The sequence below is a fragment of the Streptomyces sp. NPDC001393 genome (assembly GCF_053597455.1).
This window is the reverse complement of record NZ_JBSFIH010000033.1, coordinates 41,313-56,889: the sequence shown is the minus strand read 5'-3', so window position 1 is coordinate 56,889 and position 15,577 is coordinate 41,313. Positions and strand designations below refer to the sequence as shown.

Genomic DNA, 15,577 nt, shown 5'->3' with positions numbered 1-15,577 from the left:
CCAGGGCGGTGTCGATTCCGCAAGAGGGGGGTAAGAATCGGTGTTTCGGCACCTTCACGGCGCGCCGGGGCCGCTTTCCCGATCGCTTTCCCGGCCGCGGCGGATGGGGGCCCGGCGCCCTTCGGGCCGACCTGGGACCCGCTGGCTGCGGATCGACCGAAAGCCGTTGTCTACTGAGCGCACGGGCCCCACCCGGGTCACACCTTGCCGACCGGCTGGAACGTTCCCTCGGCGGCGCGGGCGCTGAGCCTGGCTCCCAGCGACGGTGCCCGGTGCGGCACACCGTCCCTGACCCAGCGGCGCTGCGCCGAGTTGCGCGAACGCTCCCCGGTCGGGCGTCCGGTGGTGGACTCGGCCGAACCTACCGGCCCCCGGCCGTCGACTGTCAACAGCCGCCTGACCTGCGACGACGGCCCGGACTAGGCCGCCTTCGGGGAGGATGCGCAGGTCGGGCGGTGGCGAAGCGGCACCTGATCGCCGCCGCGCCACCCCCGTAGATCACTCGCCCGGCCGTACGAACACCGTCCGTCCGCCCACCACGGTGCGCAGACAGACCGGCAGGTCACGACCCGGGGTGAGGTCCGGCAGGCCGGGCGTGCCGGAGCGCGGGTCGGTCGACCAGCGGGCCACCCGGTCGTCGGGGGCCTGGACGACCAGCTCGTCGGTGCGCCAGACCGCGTAGTCGGCGGGCGCGCCCGGCACCAGGACGCCGGCGTCGTCCCGGCCCACGGCCCGCCAGCCCCCGCGCGTGTGCGCCGTGAAGGCGGCCCGGACGGAGACCCGGTGGTCCGGCGTGTGGTGGAACGCGGCGGCCCGGACGGTGCCCCACGGGTCGAGCGGGGTGACCGGGCTGTCGGAGCCGAAGGCGAGGGGCACACCGGCGCGCAGGAGGGCCGCGAAGGGGTTGAGGGTACGGGCCCGCTCGGCGCCCAGCCGCCGGGCGTACATGCCGTCCTCGCCGCCCCACAGCGCGTCGAAGGCGGGCTGGACGGAGGCGATCAGGCCCAGCTCGGCGAAGCCCGCGACGGTCTCGGGGGTGAGCATTTCGGCGTGCTCGACGCGATGCCGGGCGGCGCGGATCCGGGCGAGGCCGAGCTTCTCCGCCGCGGCACGCACGCCTTCCACGACGGTGGTCACGGCGGCGTCGCCGATGGCGTGGAAACCGGCCTGCAGGCCCGCCTCGGTGCAGGCGACGACATGGGCGGCGACGGCCTCGGCGTCCAGGTAGGCGATGCCGGAGTGGTCGGCGTCGGCGTAGGGCTCGTGCAGGCAGGCGGTGTGCGAGCCGAGGGCGCCGTCGGCGAAGAGGTCGCCCGCCGCCCCCACGGCGCCGAGGTCCCGTGCCCGCTCGACGTTCCGTTCGGCCCAGTAGCCCACCACGCGCGGGCCGGGCACCTCGGCGGCGAACCGCAGCAGGCCGGTGAAGTCCTCCTCGGAGGAGATCTGCGGGCCGCCGCACTCGTGCACCGAGCCGATGCCGAGGGAGGCCGCGTGGGCGAGGGCGGTGCGCTGGGCCTCCGTGCGCTGGGCGGGGGTGATGGCGGCGAGGGCGGCCTCGCGAACGGCGTGATGGGCGTCCCGGGTGAGCGGGGCGTCCTCGCGCGGGACGTCGCCGCCGATCAGGTCCAGCAGGGCGGTGGTGACGACCGCCGAGTGCACGTCGATGCGGGAGAGGTACAGCGGACGGCCGCCGGTGGCCCGGTCGAGTTCGGCGCGGGTCGGCGGGCGGCCGCCGGGCCAGCGGGCGGCGTCCCAGCCATGGCCCAGCAGGACGCGGTCGTCCGGGCGGGCGGCGGCGAAGTCGCGGACCAGGGCGAGGGCCGCCCCCAGGGAGGGTGCGCCGGACAGGTCCAGGCCGGTCAGGGCGAGACCGGTGGCGGTGGTGTGCACATGGGCGTCGGTGAAGGCCGGGGTGACGAGGGCGCCGTCGAGGTCGATCACCTCGTCCACGCCGTCGGCGAAGGCGTCGGCGGCGCCCTCCGAGCCGACCCAGGCGACTTGGCCGCGCTCCACCACCATCGCCGTGGCGAAGGGGTCCGCGGGGCTGTGCACCTCTCCTCGGCGCAGGAGGACGGTCTGGGCGGGTTCGGGCTCGGCGGTGCGGTCGCTCATGGCGGACAGTTTCTCCTGCCGTCGGGGCGGAGCCGCACCGGGGGCGTGTCGCAACCCCTGGGTCAGATCCGGGGAGGCCGTGCTTCGTACGGCGTCGACAGGACCACCGTCGTGCGCGTCGAGACCCCCGCGAGACCGCGCAGCCTCGCCAGCAGCTCTTCCAGTTCGTGCGGGGTCGCCACGCGGACCTTGAGGATGTAGTTCTCGTCGCCCGCGACGCTGTGGCAGGCCTCGATCTCGGGGACGCCGGCGAGGCGGTCCGCGATGTCGTCGGGGGCGCTGGGGTCGAACGGTTTCACCGAGATGAACGCGGTGAGCGGCAGCCCGACGGCCTCCGGGTCGACCACCGCGGCGTAGCCGCGGATGACGCCACGCTGTTCCAGCCGGCGCACCCGCTGGTGCACGGCCGACGTGGACAGGCCCGTGGCCTTGCCCAGGTCTGTGTAGCTCATCCGCCCGTCCTTGACGAGCAGCTGCACGATCTGTCGGTCCAGCTCCTCCATGGCGCCAAAACCTACAGTGCGCTTGATCTCCTGGGATAGCCGAGAGCGCAGGTCATGGCCGGTTCGATACAAAAGGCAACGCATAAGGCCCGCAGTGCGCACCTGCACCCGGCATGTGACGAACGCCACACACCACGGGCAGGCTCCGTGATGCCCTCGTGATTACCGCCGAGGGCGGGCGGGAAGTGCTTGCTGTGGTCGAGGCCGCAGCGCCGTCACGGCCCAGCCTTAGGGGGAGAATCCCATGCAGAGTGTCCATCGCCCTGGTCGATCCGCGTCCAAGCGGCAGCAGCCGGTCGTCGAGCCCGAGCCGGAGGGCGTCGAACCCGACGCCCTCGACGACGAAGCGGACGCCTACGACACCTTCGAGATGTACCGGGTGATCTGCCCGGACTGCGCCCAGCCGATCGCGCTCCTGGCGGACGAGCGGGTCCTGCCCGAGCACGCGCTGTGCGCCTCGCCGTGGAACCCGTTCGGTCTCACGGTCTGTGCGGGCACGGGCCGTTCGGCGGCCGACGCCCGCCCCGCGGACGAGTCCGTCACGCCGCAGGAGCAGGACACCGCCCTGCTGCTGACGCTCCCGCAGGGTCTGGACTGGCGCAAGCAGCCGTTCTCCCACGTCGGCGGCCCGGGCTCGCGCCCGATGCGCGTACCGGCGATGCGCCGTCAGGCCGCCTGAGCCGCCTCACCGCGTCCAGTACGTGCCCCGCACCATGGCGCGCAGGCTGCCGTGGTGCAGGATCAGTGTGTCCGGATCCGCCGGGACGGCGACCTCCCCGAAGTGCGCCTGCCGGTAGGCGATGCGGAGCATGACGATCGCATGCCGCAGGGCGGCGTAGAGGGTGTGGAAGTCCATGTCCCGTGGCGTGTGACCGGTCAGGCGTGCGTAGCGTGCCTCGACGCGGTCCCGGCGCAGGAGGTCCGGCAGTCCGCGCTGCCCGGAGGCGACCGTGAGGTCGTGGAAGAAGCGGTGCAGATAGACGATCCAGCCGAGGTCGACCTCGCGCGGGGCGAGTGCCGCCATCTCCCAGTCCAGGACGGCGACGGGGTCGAACCCGTCGTAGACGATGTTTCCGATGCGCGCGTCACCCCAGCTGAGGACGGCTTCGCCCGCCTCGCGCGGCCACAGCTCCTCCAGCCGGTCGAAGGCGGCCTCGATGAGGGGTGAGCGGGGCAGGCCGTCGATCACCCAGGAGTAGTAGGCGCGTTGGGCGGTCACATGGCGGCGCAGCGCGTCGCCCGGACCGGGCGTGGCGAGGAAGCTGGCCTCGGCGACGGGCACTTGGTCGTGCAGGCGGGCGAGCAGCCCGACGGTCTCGGCCTCCAGGTGCTCGCGTTCGGCGTCGCTCGCCCCGTGCAGCCAACTGCCCTCGTAGGTGTACGGCATGACGTCCGGCGGCACGCGGCCGGCGGCCCGTTCCATGACGAAGAACGGCGCCCCGAGCGGGCCCGGGTCCTCCTCCAGCCACAGCACCCGGGGCACGGGCACGTCGGTGTGCTCGGCCACCAGGTGCAGGGTGCGGTACTGCCGGGCCATGTCGTACTCGGGGAAGACGGTGTATGCGGCAGGGTCCGCCGCGAGCCGCAACGCGCAGGCCCGGCAGGGCGCTTCGGGGTGCTCGAGGTCGAACAGCAGGGTCTCGCTGGACATGCCGTTGGAGGCCGGGACGGTGACGCCGGTCGCCTTGGCGCCGGGCAGCCGGGTGCCGAGCCACGCGGTCAGGCGCCGGGCGAGCTCATCGGGATCTCGGGTGGTCGTACGGGGACGCGGTGCCGTGGCCATACGGCTCCCCTTCCTCAAGGCGCGACCGAGTCGAAACCGGTGAAGCCGCTCGGGTCGTGCCGGCCGAACGAGCCGTGCTCGAAGATGCCGTGACCCATCTGCCCGTCGAGCCGGAAGCGGGCGGAGTGGTCGGTGACGCCGTAACCGGCCAGCGGGTGGGGCAGGGTCATGTCGTAGCTGCGCCGGTCGGTCCAGCCGGGCCCGCGCCAGGTCCCGTGCTGCCAGTCGTCCGCCGGGGGATAGCCCGCGCCGAGGGCGAGCGGCGAGGAGGCCAGGATCTCGACGTCAAGCTTGCGTGATTCCCGTGCGTCCCCCAGATGGATGACCGCCCGCTGCGGGTGGCGGGTGCCGGAGCGGTAGCCGATCTCGGCCTGCGGCCAGCCCAGCTGGCGGTCGCGCCGGCCGGGGCGGACCTCGGTCGCTTCGTTCAGCGAGCGGTGGCCGTCGGCGTCCTCCTGGGTGATGACCATCAGGAAGCGGTCGTCGAAGCGGACCGGGCACCAGATCCAGTGGAAACCCTCGGTGGGGTGGTCCGCGGCGAGCCGCCCGCCGTCCTCACCCGGCACGGGCCGCACGCCCCAGCTGCGGTCCCGGGTGCCGGTCCAGTCGTCCGCGGTGACCCGGAACTCCGCTCCCCCGGCCCGGACGACGCCCTCCGCGGTACCCGCCTGGACGAAGCGGCGGCCCTCCAGGGTGAGCCGGTCGCCGCGGCGCTGGAGGTGGTGCGGCTCCCAGAGGGCGGGGAAGGCGGCCGTCCAGGTGAGCTCGTACGACAGCTGCTCGTCCTCGCAGATCAGGCGCAGTTCCTTCAGCGGCCGCGGGACCTCGATGCGTAGCGGTCCGACGGCGAGCCGCATCCGGTCCTCGCCCAGGGCGTCTGAGGCGCGCACGGCGTGCAGGGTGTCCCCCGTGCGCAGGGTCGCGTAGGCGTCGATCACGCCGAGGTTGGGGTAGACGCCGAGGCCGAGGATGAGCAGGGCGCGGCCGGCGTGGTCGAAGACGTGGAAGATGCAGCGGTCGTAGGCGTTCCGGTCGCCGGTCGCCACGTGCTTCATGGACAGCGGTACCTGGTGCACCGGGTACTCGTCGAGCGGTACGGGACGGTCGTCGGCCACGGTCACCCCCTGGGCGCTGGTCGGCTGACGGTACGTCAGTTGACCGCAGGAGGCCAGAGCGGGGACCGGATGCGCCTGAACTGACGCTCGATTCCACCGAGTGGTGACCTGTCCGGCCGCTGCCGCGTTGCCCAGGCATGACCGCCTTGCACTCGGCCACCGGGCGTCAGCGCCGGATCTTCGTCCCCCGCCCGGCAGAATCGGTTCCGCCGCCCGTGCCGCAGGACCCGCCCATCTACCGCGATCTCATGCGGATGTGGGCCGACCGGGGCCGGACGCTGCCGGGCCGCCACGATCCGGAATGGATCAGGCTGGCGGCCCCGACCGTCCTCACCGGGCAGTTCAGCGGCTTTCGGGTCCCGCCACGTGACGGGCGATGACCATCCGCTGGATCTGGTTGGTGCCCTCGACGATCTGCAGGACCTTGGCCTCGCGCATATAGCGCTCGGCCGGGAAGTCGGCGGTGTAGCCGTAGCCGCCGAGTATCTGTACGGCGTCCGTGGTGACCTTCATCGCCGTGTCGGTGCAGTGCAGCTTGGCCATGGCGGCCTGCTTGGCGAACGGCTTGCCGGCGTCGCGCAGCCGGGCCGCGGCGAGGTAGAGCGCCCGGCCGGCCTCGATCTGGGTGGCCATGTCGGCGATCATGAACCGCAGGCCCTGGAAGTCGGCGATGGGGTGGCCGAACTGCCGGCGCTGGGTGGCGTAGGCGACCGCCGCGTCCAGGGCGGCCTGGGCGAGGCCGATCGCGCAGGCGGCGATGCCGAGCCGCCCGGAGTCGAGGGCGGACAGGGCGATGAAGAAGCCCTGGCCCTCCTCGCCGATCCGCCGGTCGTCGCCGACGCGGACGCCGTCGAGGTGGACCTGCGCGGTGGGCGAGCCCTTCATGCCCATCTTCTTCTCGGGCAGCGCGCCGCTCAGACCCGGCGCGTCGCCGGGAACCAGGAAGGCGGTGATCCCGCGCGGCCCCTCCTCGCCGGTGCGGGCCATCACGGTGTAGAAGTCGGCGATGCCGCCATGCGTGATCCAGGCCTTGGTCCCGTCGATCACCCACTGGTCGCCGTCGCGGACGGCCTTGGTCCGCAGCGAGGCCGCGTCGGAACCGGAGGACGGCTCGGAGAGGCAGTACGCGCCGAGCAGGCCGCCGCCGAGCATGGCGGGCAGATGCTCGACCTGCTGCTGCTTGGTGCCGTAGGTGGCGAGCGCGTAGGAGGCGAGCGTGTGCACGCTGACGCCGAGGCCCACGGTGAGCCGGGCCGCGGCCAGCTCCTCCAGGATCTGCAGGTAGACCTCGTAGGGCTGGTCGCCGCCGCCGTACTCGGAGTCGTACGGCAGGCCGAGCAGGCCCGATTCGGACAGCAGGGTGAAGACCTCGCGCGGGAAGCGGCCCGCGTCCTCCTCCTCGGCGGCCTTCGGCGCGATCTCGCGCTGGGCGATGTCCCGGACGAGGGCGAGCAGATCCCGCGCCTCCTCCGTCGGCAGCTGACGCTCCACCGGCTGCGGGTCGCGGTCGGACATGGCGTCGGTCTCCTCCCTGGTCGGGCACCGGCGGTCTGGCCCTTCGGGTGGGGGCGGCTCCGCCTGGTCGTTCCGTGATGCCGAAGGCGCCCGCTCCCGGGTCTCGGAAGCGGCTGACCAGCGGCTGTGCGCTGTGAGTATGCCCGATCAGCGACCTCCCGTCACCAGTTAACGACCGCTTACTTCAAGAATCCAGTCGGAACCTCGGGTACGGGTCGAACAGCAGGTGGGCCCGGTCGATAGACCATCGCGTTCATGCCAATCCATGCCCGGCGGCACGGCGGCCGGGTGCGTCAGGTGTTGCGGCGGGCCGGCTGCGGTGCCGGGTAGGCCGGGTCCAGTTCCTCGACCGCGCGCAGGGCGCCGCCGAGCATCTTCACCAGCAGCTCGCGCATGGTGTCGCGGGACAGCTCGGGGCGGTCGATCCAGTCCAGGGTCGCGCCCTCGACGCTGCACACCCAGGAGAGCAGGCCCATCCGGGCGAGCGGAGCGATGTCGCTGCGGCCGTACGCCCCTTCGGCAATGGTGGCGATGATCGCCTCGCGGACGCCGTCCCGGATGGCGTGGACCTCGGCGTCGAAGCCGACGCCGCCGCTGACGATGGTGCGGTACGCGGCCTGGTGGTGCTCGGCGTACCGCAGATAGCCGTCGATGGTGCGGTGGACCCGGTCCACGGCGGGCATCTCCAGGCCATTCGCGGCAAACGTGACCAGGTCGGCGACGGAGTCCCGGATGATCGCCAGATAATAGCCACGCTTGGACTGGAAGTAGTAGTAGATCAGCCCCTTCGCGACATGCGCCTGGCGGGCGATGTCGTCCATGGACAGCGCGTCGTAGGACGTGTCGGCGAACAACTTCCGCCCGATGGCGATCAGTTCGGCGCGACGGGCCACGGAGCGCTCGGTACCGCGCATCCGGGGGCGGACGGCGGCACGCTGCGGCGGCATATTCAATTTCGACCCTGTTCCAGGCGGTCGGCGGGACCCCCGCAGTATGTCAGAACATGCCGCACACGTGAGCGGGTCTACTCGGAGCAGGCTGGGCCCGGGCGTCAGAGCAGGCCGAGCTGGGTCACGAACATCGCGACGACCGCCACGAGGACCCAGCCCATGACGTGCTCGAGGATCTTCGGGCCGTCTTCCTGGGGGCCGCCGGTGCGGGTGCGGGCGCGGGTGGCGGTGGCCGAGGCTGCGGTCATGTCCATTTGGCCACCTTGCCACCCGCGACGGCGTCCGCGGTGATGAGCTTGCTCACACGGTCGCGCGCACCTGGTCAGCGCACGCCCACCGCCGCGAGCGCCGTGCGCTGGCGCGGGCTCGGGTGGGCCGGGAAGTAGAGGTAGCAGACGCCCCCGGTGCCGGAGACGACCTTGCCGGAGGCGTTGTACCGCTTGGTGCGCAGCCAGATGTTCTCGAACTCCCGGCGCAGATAGACCCGTCGTACCGCGTCGTCGCTCGGCGAGGCCGGGTCGTTCGCGATCACGTCGCCGTCCGCGGTGAAGCCGATCACCGTCATCAGATGGCCGGAGGTGCCGTAGCCGGCGCCGGTCAGTTCGGTCTTCAGGAACGACTGGGACGTTATGGCCGGGATGCCGGCCGCGATCAGCGTCTCCAGGTCGGTCAGCGAGGCGAGCCGGGTGACCACGCCCTGCAGGCCCTCGAAAGTGGCCGCGTAGGCGGCGTTGAACGGCCAGTTGCCGCAGCCCTGGTACTGGTAGTCGTAGGTGAAGCGGGCGGCGTTGTCCACCTGCGGGTCGGCGTAGGAGGGGTCGACCCAGGACAGCTGCCCCGGAGTGAGCCGGCCGCCCCAGTACTCGATGATCATCTGCGAGGAGGTGGGGCTGCACCAGGCCTCGCCGCCGTTGTCGTACTGCGGGTACTGGCCCTTGTGGATCTCCTGCGAGTAGCGCGGTACGGACAGTTCCTGGGCGAGGCCGGGGGTGGAGGCGGGGACGGTGAAGCGGTCGGGGATGTCGGAGCCCATGGCGCCCAGCCGCCACACGGTCGGCGTCAGATGCGTCCCCGGCCTGCGGTAGAGGGTGAGGCGCAGCCGGTACGACGTCAGGCGCAGGCCGGTGCTCGCGTCGTCGATGGCGAAGGTGTCGGTGGAGATGGTGCTCTTGCCGTCGGCCTGGCCGTCCACCGAGGTCCGCTTGATGTCCTGGTCACCGGCTGCCCAGCGGCCCATCACGTACCAGGGGGTCTCGGTGCCGTCGGAGTACGTGCCCTGGAGCTCCACCTGGAGCCAGGTGCCCTCGGGGGTGTGGGCGTTCCAGGAGGAGACGACCTCGGTGGCGGGGACGGTGAGCCGGTGGAGCGGGGAAGTCCAGGTGGCGTACTCCCAGGTGGCGGTCGTACCGGTGTGCGGGTCGGTGTAGTCGGTGCGGCCGGCGGGGACGCCGATCACGACGCCGGGGCGGGCGCCGGCGACGGCCCGGACTCCCTGGGCGACGCCGAGGCGCCACTCGCGGTACGTGGTCCAGGCGTGGTAGTCGATCGGGCGGGCCTGCGCCTGGCCGGGGTCGTCGGCGTCGGAGGCGGGCCGTGGCGCGGCGGCGGCAGCGGGGGCCGTTCCGCCGGCCACCGCCACGGCGACGGCTGCGGTGAGGACGGTTCTGCGGGACGGCTGTCGGGCTCTGCTCATGGGCGCGATTACCCCCAGGTGTCCGGTGATCCGGTGCGGTTCGTGCGCCAACTATGGAGCAGGCGGCATGGCGCTGCCAGCACTTCTGCGCATGCCACGCCATCAATATTGGTCTGGGCCAATGGAGGGCCCGAAGGGGCGCGGGGCGGTACCCCATTGCGGCTCCGCCGCGTGGGTGCACAACACCCCGCGCCACCCGTGGTGGCCCGGCATCAGACGAGATCCATCGCCGCTACCTCGTCGGGCCGGCCATAGCTGATCGGCCCCTGGAAGCGGCGGCGGGCGGTGGCGAACCACCACACTGTCGCCACGATCAGGACGGCGGCGAGCGCGATCGGCGCGTAGTTGAAGGAGTCGACGGTGATCGGTGAGGCCTGCGGCAGCATGAACAGGACGCTGCTGAGCACGATCCAGATCACCGCGAGCCAGCCGACCGGCCGGCCCCAGCGCCCCAGGTGCCAGGGCCCGGGCTGGAACGCGGCACCGAGCCGCAGCCGCAGGAAGATCGGCACGGCGTAGGCAAGGAAGAGACCGACCACGTTGACACTGACGATCGCGGTGAAGGCGGTGTGCGACCACCAGCCGGGCACGACCAGGGCCAGCGAGCAGACCACCGCGAGCCACACCGCCTTCACGGGCGTACGGGTGCGCGGCGAGACCGAGTGCCACCAGCGGGAGCCGGGCATGGCGCCGTCGCGGGAGAAGGCGAAGATCTGCCGGGTGTTGCTGGTGAGGTTGGCGAGACCGCAGAAGAGCATCGCGCCGATGACGATGAGCAGCATCACCTTGGCCGTGCCGAGTCCGAGGCCGTCGATGAGAATCTGGACCGGCGGCGCATCCGAACCGGCCACCTTGGCGTAGTCGCCGATGCTGTAGACCAGTGCCAGCATCAGGATCAGACCGGTGATCGCCGAATAGCCGATGGCGCGGGTGATCCCCCTGGGGGCGTTGACCGTCGCGTGGACCGTTTCCTCGGACATGTGGAAGCTGCCGTCGAACCCGGTGAACGTCCAGCTGGTGACCAGCAGGCCGAGCATCCCGCCGTAAAGTCCGTTCGTGAAGCCGGTGTTGTTCTCGAAATGCGTCACGAACGACGCAGGCTGATGATGATGGGGCATCACTATGAGTGCGCCCACGATCACGACGAGTCCGATCAGCAGCCACCACACGGAAATGCGGTTCAGTACGGCGACGAGCTGCACGGTGTAGGTGTTGGCGAGGCCCTGTACGACGATGATCAGGGCCGTGATCAGCACCGTCTGGTGCGCGGTCGCCCGGTAGGAGGGCCACTGCAGCTGGATGAAGGCCTGGATGAAGGTGGCCGCCGCATAGCCGGTGGCCGCGGTCCCGCCGATCTGGCCCACGAAGTTCAGCCAGCCGGTGAACCAGGACCAGGCCCCCTTGTGCCGCTTTGCAAGTTTACCGGCGGAGAAATACAGGGCACCGCTCGTCGGGTAGGCCGAGGCCACTTCCGCCATGGCCGCCCCGATGAGCAGCACCATGACGCACACCCCGATCCAGCCGAACACGAGAATGCGCGGGCCGCCCGCGTTCATACCGAATCCGAAGGACGAGAAAATACCCGAGAGGATATTGATGATGGTGAAGGAGATCGCGAAATTGTCGAACGCCTGGAAGCGCCGGGTGAGTTTCCGCGGATAACCCATCGCGTGCAGGGTCGCGTCGTCGTCGAGCACGACCGGGTCTTCTCCCCCGCGGGCCTTGGCCCGTGGAGTCGACATCCGTTCCGACACAGATCGGCCTTTCTCTCGGTGGGGGTGGAAAGGGGACGAACGGCGGTCAACCGGGCCGCGGGACGGGCAGTCCGCAGGCGCGCCGGGCCCGGGAGAGCTGCTCGGCCGGGTCGCCGAAGGCGCTCCAGGGCATGCGCGAGGCGTACGGGCCCATCGCCGTGAACACGGCCCGGGCCTCGAACTCGCGCCGGCCCATGATCAGGGCGTGCGCGAGGTAGGCCAGGTCGAGCACCGGGGTGAAGCGGTAACGGCCCACCGCGGGCAGCCAGTTCTGGTAGATCGCCAGCGCGGTGGAGCGCCACTGCGGTTGTTCCCAGACGCGGTCGGCGAGCAACTGGGTGGGGTTGTAGCTCTCCACCAGCGCCACCAGGGGCAGCAGTCGGAGGGCGGAGTCGGCGGGGGCCCGCTGGCTGAGGAAGGCGGCCACGTCCCAGGCCGCGTTGACCGAGCCGCCGTAGCGCGTGAAGAAGAAGGAGAGGAAGCGGTGGTGGCCCTCGCGGTGCCAGGAGTCCAGCGACAGGACGTGCGCGAACAGCCGCCAGGGGCCGGGCGGGGCGGTGAGCAGGCCCTGCGGGGCCGGGTCGCGCAGCCGGTGCAGCCGGGCCATGGCGAGCCTGGCGACCCAGGGGGTGGGGTCGTCGGGGGCCATGGCGGCGGCGCGGGCGCAGGCGGTCAGCGCGATCCGCTCCAGCGCTTCGGCGCGTTCGTCGCGGGCATCGGCGGCCCGCAGCGCACGCTGCACCGCGACCCGGGCCCACATCAGCGCGGACTCGGGCGTCGGCTCCTCGGCGAGCCAGCGCTCGACCAGGTCGGTGCCGGCCGCCTCGGAGGCGAGGACCAGCGAGCGATGGGCGCGCAGGGCGAAGTCGGTGCGCGTCTCGGCGAGGGCCTCGTGCGCGTATCGATAACGACCCGCACGCACGTCGACGCATGCGCTCGCCAGGACACGGTCGTCGGCCGCCGGGTGCCACACGTACTGCCCTTCGAATAACTCCGCGGCCATGTCCCCCTGCCAGTACCCGTACGGCGCACAGCGGTTGCGCTTCAGGCACCATACTCAGCGGCGGTCACACCCGGAACGCCTAATTCGACATATCGGTCAGGGGATTCGCGAATGTTTATCGGGGGCCATTGACTGGCTGCCAGCCGGTGATTCAAAACGCGACTACCACTACACTGTTGCTGCACCGTTTCCGGAAAACCGCCCATCTGCCCACCCCGGGGGACCACCATTCGCGACCTCGCCGCCCGGCTGCGCGGGCTTCCCCCCTCCCTCGGGCCGGTCCGGCTGATCGGCGTCGACGGGCACGCCGGCTCGGGAAAGTCCACCTTCGCCGGACAGGTGGCCGCCGCGCTCGGCGGGGCTCCGGTGCTGCACCTCGACGACATCGCCAGCCACGAGCAGCTCTTCGAGTGGACCGGCCGGCTCATGGCCCAGGTGATCCGCCCGTTCGCCCGCGGCGAGAGCGCCTCCTACCTGCCGTACGACTGGGTCGCCCGCGACTTCGGCGCGCCGCGCCTCCTGCCGGCCGCACCGGTGGTCCTGATCGAGGGGGTGGGCGCCGGCCGCCGGGCGCTGCGGCCGCATCTGGCCCTGCTGCTGTGGATGGAGCTGCCGCAGGAGGAGTCCTGGGCGCGCGGCCGACTGCGGGACGGGGCGGAGCAGCGGGAGTTCTGGGAGGGCTGGGTCGAGGCGGAGCGCGCGCACTTCACCGCGGACCCCTCGCGCCCCCATGCCGATCTTCTGGTGCTGCAGACGCGGAAGGGATACGAGATGCTGCCGGGCCCTGCGGCGACTCGTGGACCGGACCAAAGTGTGACCCAGAGTGATGGATCGTCCGCGTTGTGGTGAAGTTGTGAAGACCCCTGCGGGGGAACTTCTCCGAGTGCCCCAACTCCGCTTGACCGGGGGGCCGTACAGGTCTTACGTTCTCAATGAGCGGTCATTCGGGACCGCCCACCGACGCGAAGCCCCCGGTTGTTCCCCCGTGACCGGGGGCTTCGTTCTGCCCGCGGGCCTTTTTCCGGGCGCCCCGTGCACCGATCCGCTCACCCTCGGTCACCGATCCATGTGCGCCCCGTCTGCTCCCACCTCGTCAAACGGCCGGTGCGGCACCCTTCGGCACGCGGTCACCGCGCGGGTACGATGCCCTCGGTGCGGCCTTCGAGGCTGCCTCGCGCACCGGTAACTCCGGTCCGCGGCACAGCGGTTCGACTGCGGCGGCCGTCGGGTCACTGCCCGGTGGTGAACCACGGGGGCACGGTCTGTGGGGGGACGGGATGGACTTCGGCACGCAGGGCCCCGAGGCCCCGGCCGACCTGGCCTGGCTGCGGGGGGTGGACGCCTACACGATGGGCGCCTACCCGCAGGCGGAGGAGGAGTTCCGCGCCGCGGTGCGGATGGACCCCGGAATGGCCGACGGCTGGTTAGGGCTGCACGCGCTCCGGGTCGACACGACGACCTCACTGCTCAGGATGTTCCGGCACCGCGACCGCTTCGGCGAACAGCGCGCCCGGCACCGCAGGACGCTCAACTCCTGGTACTGGCTGGGCTGGTGGGTGCAGCCAGTGCTGGAGAGCCCGCGCGATCTGCTGCTCGCGCACGCCTCGCACTGGCTGGACGGCCGGCACGTGCCCGAGCTGGACCGGGCCCTCGCCGGACTGCCCCCGGTCGACACCGACCCCCAGGTCCGTTTCCTGCACGCCTGCCGCGCCTATCTGGTCAAGGACTGGGAGCAGCTGGTACGGCACACCGACCCGCTGCTGGACGATCCCATGCTCGGCATCGAGGCGGGCCTGTTCGGCGGCATGGCCCGAGTCCGGCTGGAGATGTACGGCCAGGCCGAACCCCTGCTGTCGGCGGCGCTGATGCGCTGCCGCAGCGAGCAGCCGCAGCGCAAGGAGCTGCGCTACTGGCTGGCGCGGGCGCACGAGGGCACGGGGCGCTCGGCGGCGGCGCTCCCCTTGTACCGGGCCGTCCACCGGGTGGACCCGGCCTTCATGGACACCGCGGCACGGCTCGCGGCGATCGCCGAGGGCGACGGGTACGACGACACCGCCGATCTGGCCGCGATCACCCTGACCGGTGCCGGGCAGGACAGCGTGGACGGGCCCGACGGCTTCGATCCGCTGTTCGGCACCGAGGGCCGTGATCTGCGGCTGCCGGAGCCGGACCTGCCGACGGGGCCCCTGCCGTCGGTGACCGATCCGGCGGTACGGGTGAAGACCGGTGTCTCCTCCTCCCCCATTCCGGCCGGTCCGACCGATCCCGCCCTCCTCGAGGAGGCGCTCGCCGAGCTGGAGCGCATGGTGGGGCTGGAGCCGGTGAAACGCCAGGTCAAAGCGTTGTCCGCGCAGCTGAACATGGCCCGGCTGCGGGCCGGGCAGGGGCTGCCGGTGCAGCCGCCGAAACGGCACTTCGTCTTCTCCGGGCCGTCGGGGACGGGGAAGACCACCGTGGCCCGCATCCTGGGGCGGGTGTTCTACGCCCTCGGCCTGCTCGGCGGGGATCACCTGGTGGAGGCCCAGCGGGCCGATCTGGTCGGCGAGTACCTCGGGCAGACGGCCGTGAAGGCCAACGAGCTGATCGACTCCGCGATCGGCGGGGTGCTGTTCGTGGACGAGGCGTACTCGCTGTCCAACTCGGGGTACGGCAAGGGGGACGCGTACGGCGACGAGGCCCTGCAGGTGCTGCTGAAGCGGGCCGAGGACAACCGGGACCACCTGGTGGTGATCCTCGCCGGCTATCCCGAGGGCATGGATCGCCTGCTGGCCGCGAACCCCGGGCTGTCCTCCCGTTTCACGACCCGTGTCGACTTCCCCTCCTACCGGCCGCAGGAACTCACCGAGATCGGGAAGGTGCTGGCCGCGGAGAACGGGGACGTGTGGGACGAGGAGGCGCAGGACGAGCTGCGCTCGATCGCCGGGCACGTGGTCGAACAGGGATGGATCGACGAGTTGGGCAACGGCCGGTTCCTGCGCACCCTGTACGAGAAGAGCTGCGCATACCGGGATCTCCGGCTGTCCACGTACGCGGGGTCGCTGTCGCGGGAGGACCTGGCCACGCTCCGGTTGCCGGACCTGATGCAGGCGTACGGGGAGGTGCTGTCGGGCCGGGGGCCACAGGATCCGCCCGGTATGTGAAGCGCCCTG

Annotated in this window: 13 protein-coding genes; 3 read left to right on the top strand and 10 right to left on the bottom strand. The window is 71.8% G+C overall.

Annotation, left to right across the window (positions count from 1 at the left end):
• Nucleotides 1-498: 498 nt before the first annotated feature.
• Entirely contained in the window at nt 499-2,112 is a 1,614-nt protein-coding gene (locus ACWC2T_RS29680; protein WP_450673420.1) for an amidohydrolase, read from the bottom strand.
• Nucleotides 2,113-2,174: 62 nt separating this feature from the next.
• Entirely contained in the window at nt 2,175-2,615 is a 441-nt protein-coding gene (locus tag ACWC2T_RS29675) for an Lrp/AsnC family transcriptional regulator (RefSeq protein ID WP_043498889.1), read from the bottom strand.
• Nucleotides 2,616-2,859: 244 nt separating this feature from the next.
• On the opposite strand from ACWC2T_RS29675, the gene ACWC2T_RS29670 reads away from it, so the two are divergent.
• The gene (locus tag ACWC2T_RS29670; protein WP_450673419.1) at nt 2,860-3,294 is read left to right on the top strand and encodes a hypothetical protein; all 435 of its coding nucleotides are present in this window, start codon (nt 2,860-2,862) and stop codon (nt 3,292-3,294) included.
• 6 nt (nt 3,295-3,300) lie between these two features.
• On the opposite strand, the gene ACWC2T_RS29665 is transcribed toward ACWC2T_RS29670, so the two are convergent.
• The 8 genes from ACWC2T_RS29665 to ACWC2T_RS29630 form a co-directional block, all read right to left on the bottom strand.
• A complete protein-coding gene (locus ACWC2T_RS29665) occupies nt 3,301-4,398 on the bottom strand; it encodes a phosphotransferase family protein (RefSeq protein ID WP_450673418.1) in 1,098 nt (365 codons plus the stop codon).
• A gap of 14 nt (nt 4,399-4,412) precedes the next feature.
• A complete protein-coding gene (locus tag ACWC2T_RS29660; RefSeq protein ID WP_450673417.1) occupies nt 4,413-5,513 on the bottom strand; it encodes a hypothetical protein in 1,101 nt (366 codons plus the stop codon).
• A 342-nt stretch (nt 5,514-5,855) separates the two neighbouring features.
• Nucleotides 5,856-7,028 (bottom strand): acyl-CoA dehydrogenase family protein, encoded by a 1,173-nt coding sequence (locus ACWC2T_RS29655; RefSeq protein WP_450673416.1) that lies wholly within the window; start codon nt 7,026-7,028, stop codon nt 5,856-5,858.
• 293 nt (nt 7,029-7,321) lie between these two features.
• Complete coding sequence (locus ACWC2T_RS29650; protein ID WP_450673415.1) at nt 7,322-7,975, bottom strand: TetR/AcrR family transcriptional regulator; 654 nt, start codon at nt 7,973-7,975, stop codon at nt 7,322-7,324.
• Nucleotides 7,976-8,079: 104 nt separating this feature from the next.
• A complete protein-coding gene (locus ACWC2T_RS29645; RefSeq protein ID WP_450673414.1) occupies nt 8,080-8,232 on the bottom strand; it encodes an SCO1431 family membrane protein in 153 nt (50 codons plus the stop codon).
• Nucleotides 8,233-8,300: 68 nt separating this feature from the next.
• Nucleotides 8,301-9,671 carry a peptidase C39 family protein gene (locus tag ACWC2T_RS29640; protein ID WP_450673413.1) on the bottom strand — a complete coding sequence of 457 codons (1,371 nt, stop codon included), beginning with the start codon at nt 9,669-9,671 and terminating at the stop codon, nt 8,301-8,303.
• 212 nt (nt 9,672-9,883) lie between these two features.
• Nucleotides 9,884-11,413, bottom strand: coding sequence for an amino acid permease (locus tag ACWC2T_RS29635; RefSeq protein ID WP_450673412.1), 1,530 nt, complete (start codon nt 11,411-11,413; stop codon nt 9,884-9,886).
• Between the two features lie 58 nt (nt 11,414-11,471).
• Complete coding sequence (locus tag ACWC2T_RS29630) at nt 11,472-12,428, bottom strand: hypothetical protein (protein WP_450673411.1); 957 nt, start codon at nt 12,426-12,428, stop codon at nt 11,472-11,474.
• 228 nt (nt 12,429-12,656) lie between these two features.
• Between ACWC2T_RS29630 and ACWC2T_RS29625 the strand changes: the two genes are divergently transcribed.
• Both ACWC2T_RS29625 and ACWC2T_RS29620 read left to right on the top strand, forming a co-directional pair.
• The gene (locus ACWC2T_RS29625; protein WP_450673449.1) at nt 12,657-13,277 is read left to right on the top strand and encodes a uridine kinase family protein; all 621 of its coding nucleotides are present in this window, start codon (nt 12,657-12,659) and stop codon (nt 13,275-13,277) included.
• Between the two features lie 428 nt (nt 13,278-13,705).
• Complete coding sequence (locus ACWC2T_RS29620) at nt 13,706-15,568, top strand: AAA family ATPase (protein WP_450673410.1); 1,863 nt, start codon at nt 13,706-13,708, stop codon at nt 15,566-15,568.
• Nucleotides 15,569-15,577 lie beyond the last annotated feature (9 nt).

Coding starts and splice junctions, on each gene's coding strand:
- ACWC2T_RS29680 (WP_450673420.1), bottom strand. CDS start 2,112: ATGAGCGACCGCACCGCCGAGCCCGAACCCGCCCAGACCGTCCTCCTG.
- ACWC2T_RS29675 (WP_043498889.1), bottom strand. CDS start 2,615: ATGGAGGAGCTGGACCGACAGATCGTGCAGCTGCTCGTCAAGGACGGG.
- ACWC2T_RS29670 (WP_450673419.1), top strand. CDS start 2,860: ATGCAGAGTGTCCATCGCCCTGGTCGATCCGCGTCCAAGCGGCAGCAG.
- ACWC2T_RS29665 (WP_450673418.1), bottom strand. CDS start 4,398: ATGGCCACGGCACCGCGTCCCCGTACGACCACCCGAGATCCCGATGAG.
- ACWC2T_RS29655 (WP_450673416.1), bottom strand. CDS start 7,028: ATGTCCGACCGCGACCCGCAGCCGGTGGAGCGTCAGCTGCCGACGGAG.
- ACWC2T_RS29650 (WP_450673415.1), bottom strand. CDS start 7,975: ATGCCGCCGCAGCGTGCCGCCGTCCGCCCCCGGATGCGCGGTACCGAG.
- ACWC2T_RS29645 (WP_450673414.1), bottom strand. CDS start 8,232: ATGGACATGACCGCAGCCTCGGCCACCGCCACCCGCGCCCGCACCCGC.
- ACWC2T_RS29640 (WP_450673413.1), bottom strand. CDS start 9,671: ATGAGCAGAGCCCGACAGCCGTCCCGCAGAACCGTCCTCACCGCAGCC.
- ACWC2T_RS29635 (WP_450673412.1), bottom strand. CDS start 11,413: ATGTCGACTCCACGGGCCAAGGCCCGCGGGGGAGAAGACCCGGTCGTG.
- ACWC2T_RS29630 (WP_450673411.1), bottom strand. CDS start 12,428: ATGGCCGCGGAGTTATTCGAAGGGCAGTACGTGTGGCACCCGGCGGCC.
- ACWC2T_RS29620 (WP_450673410.1), top strand. CDS start 13,706: ATGGACTTCGGCACGCAGGGCCCCGAGGCCCCGGCCGACCTGGCCTGG.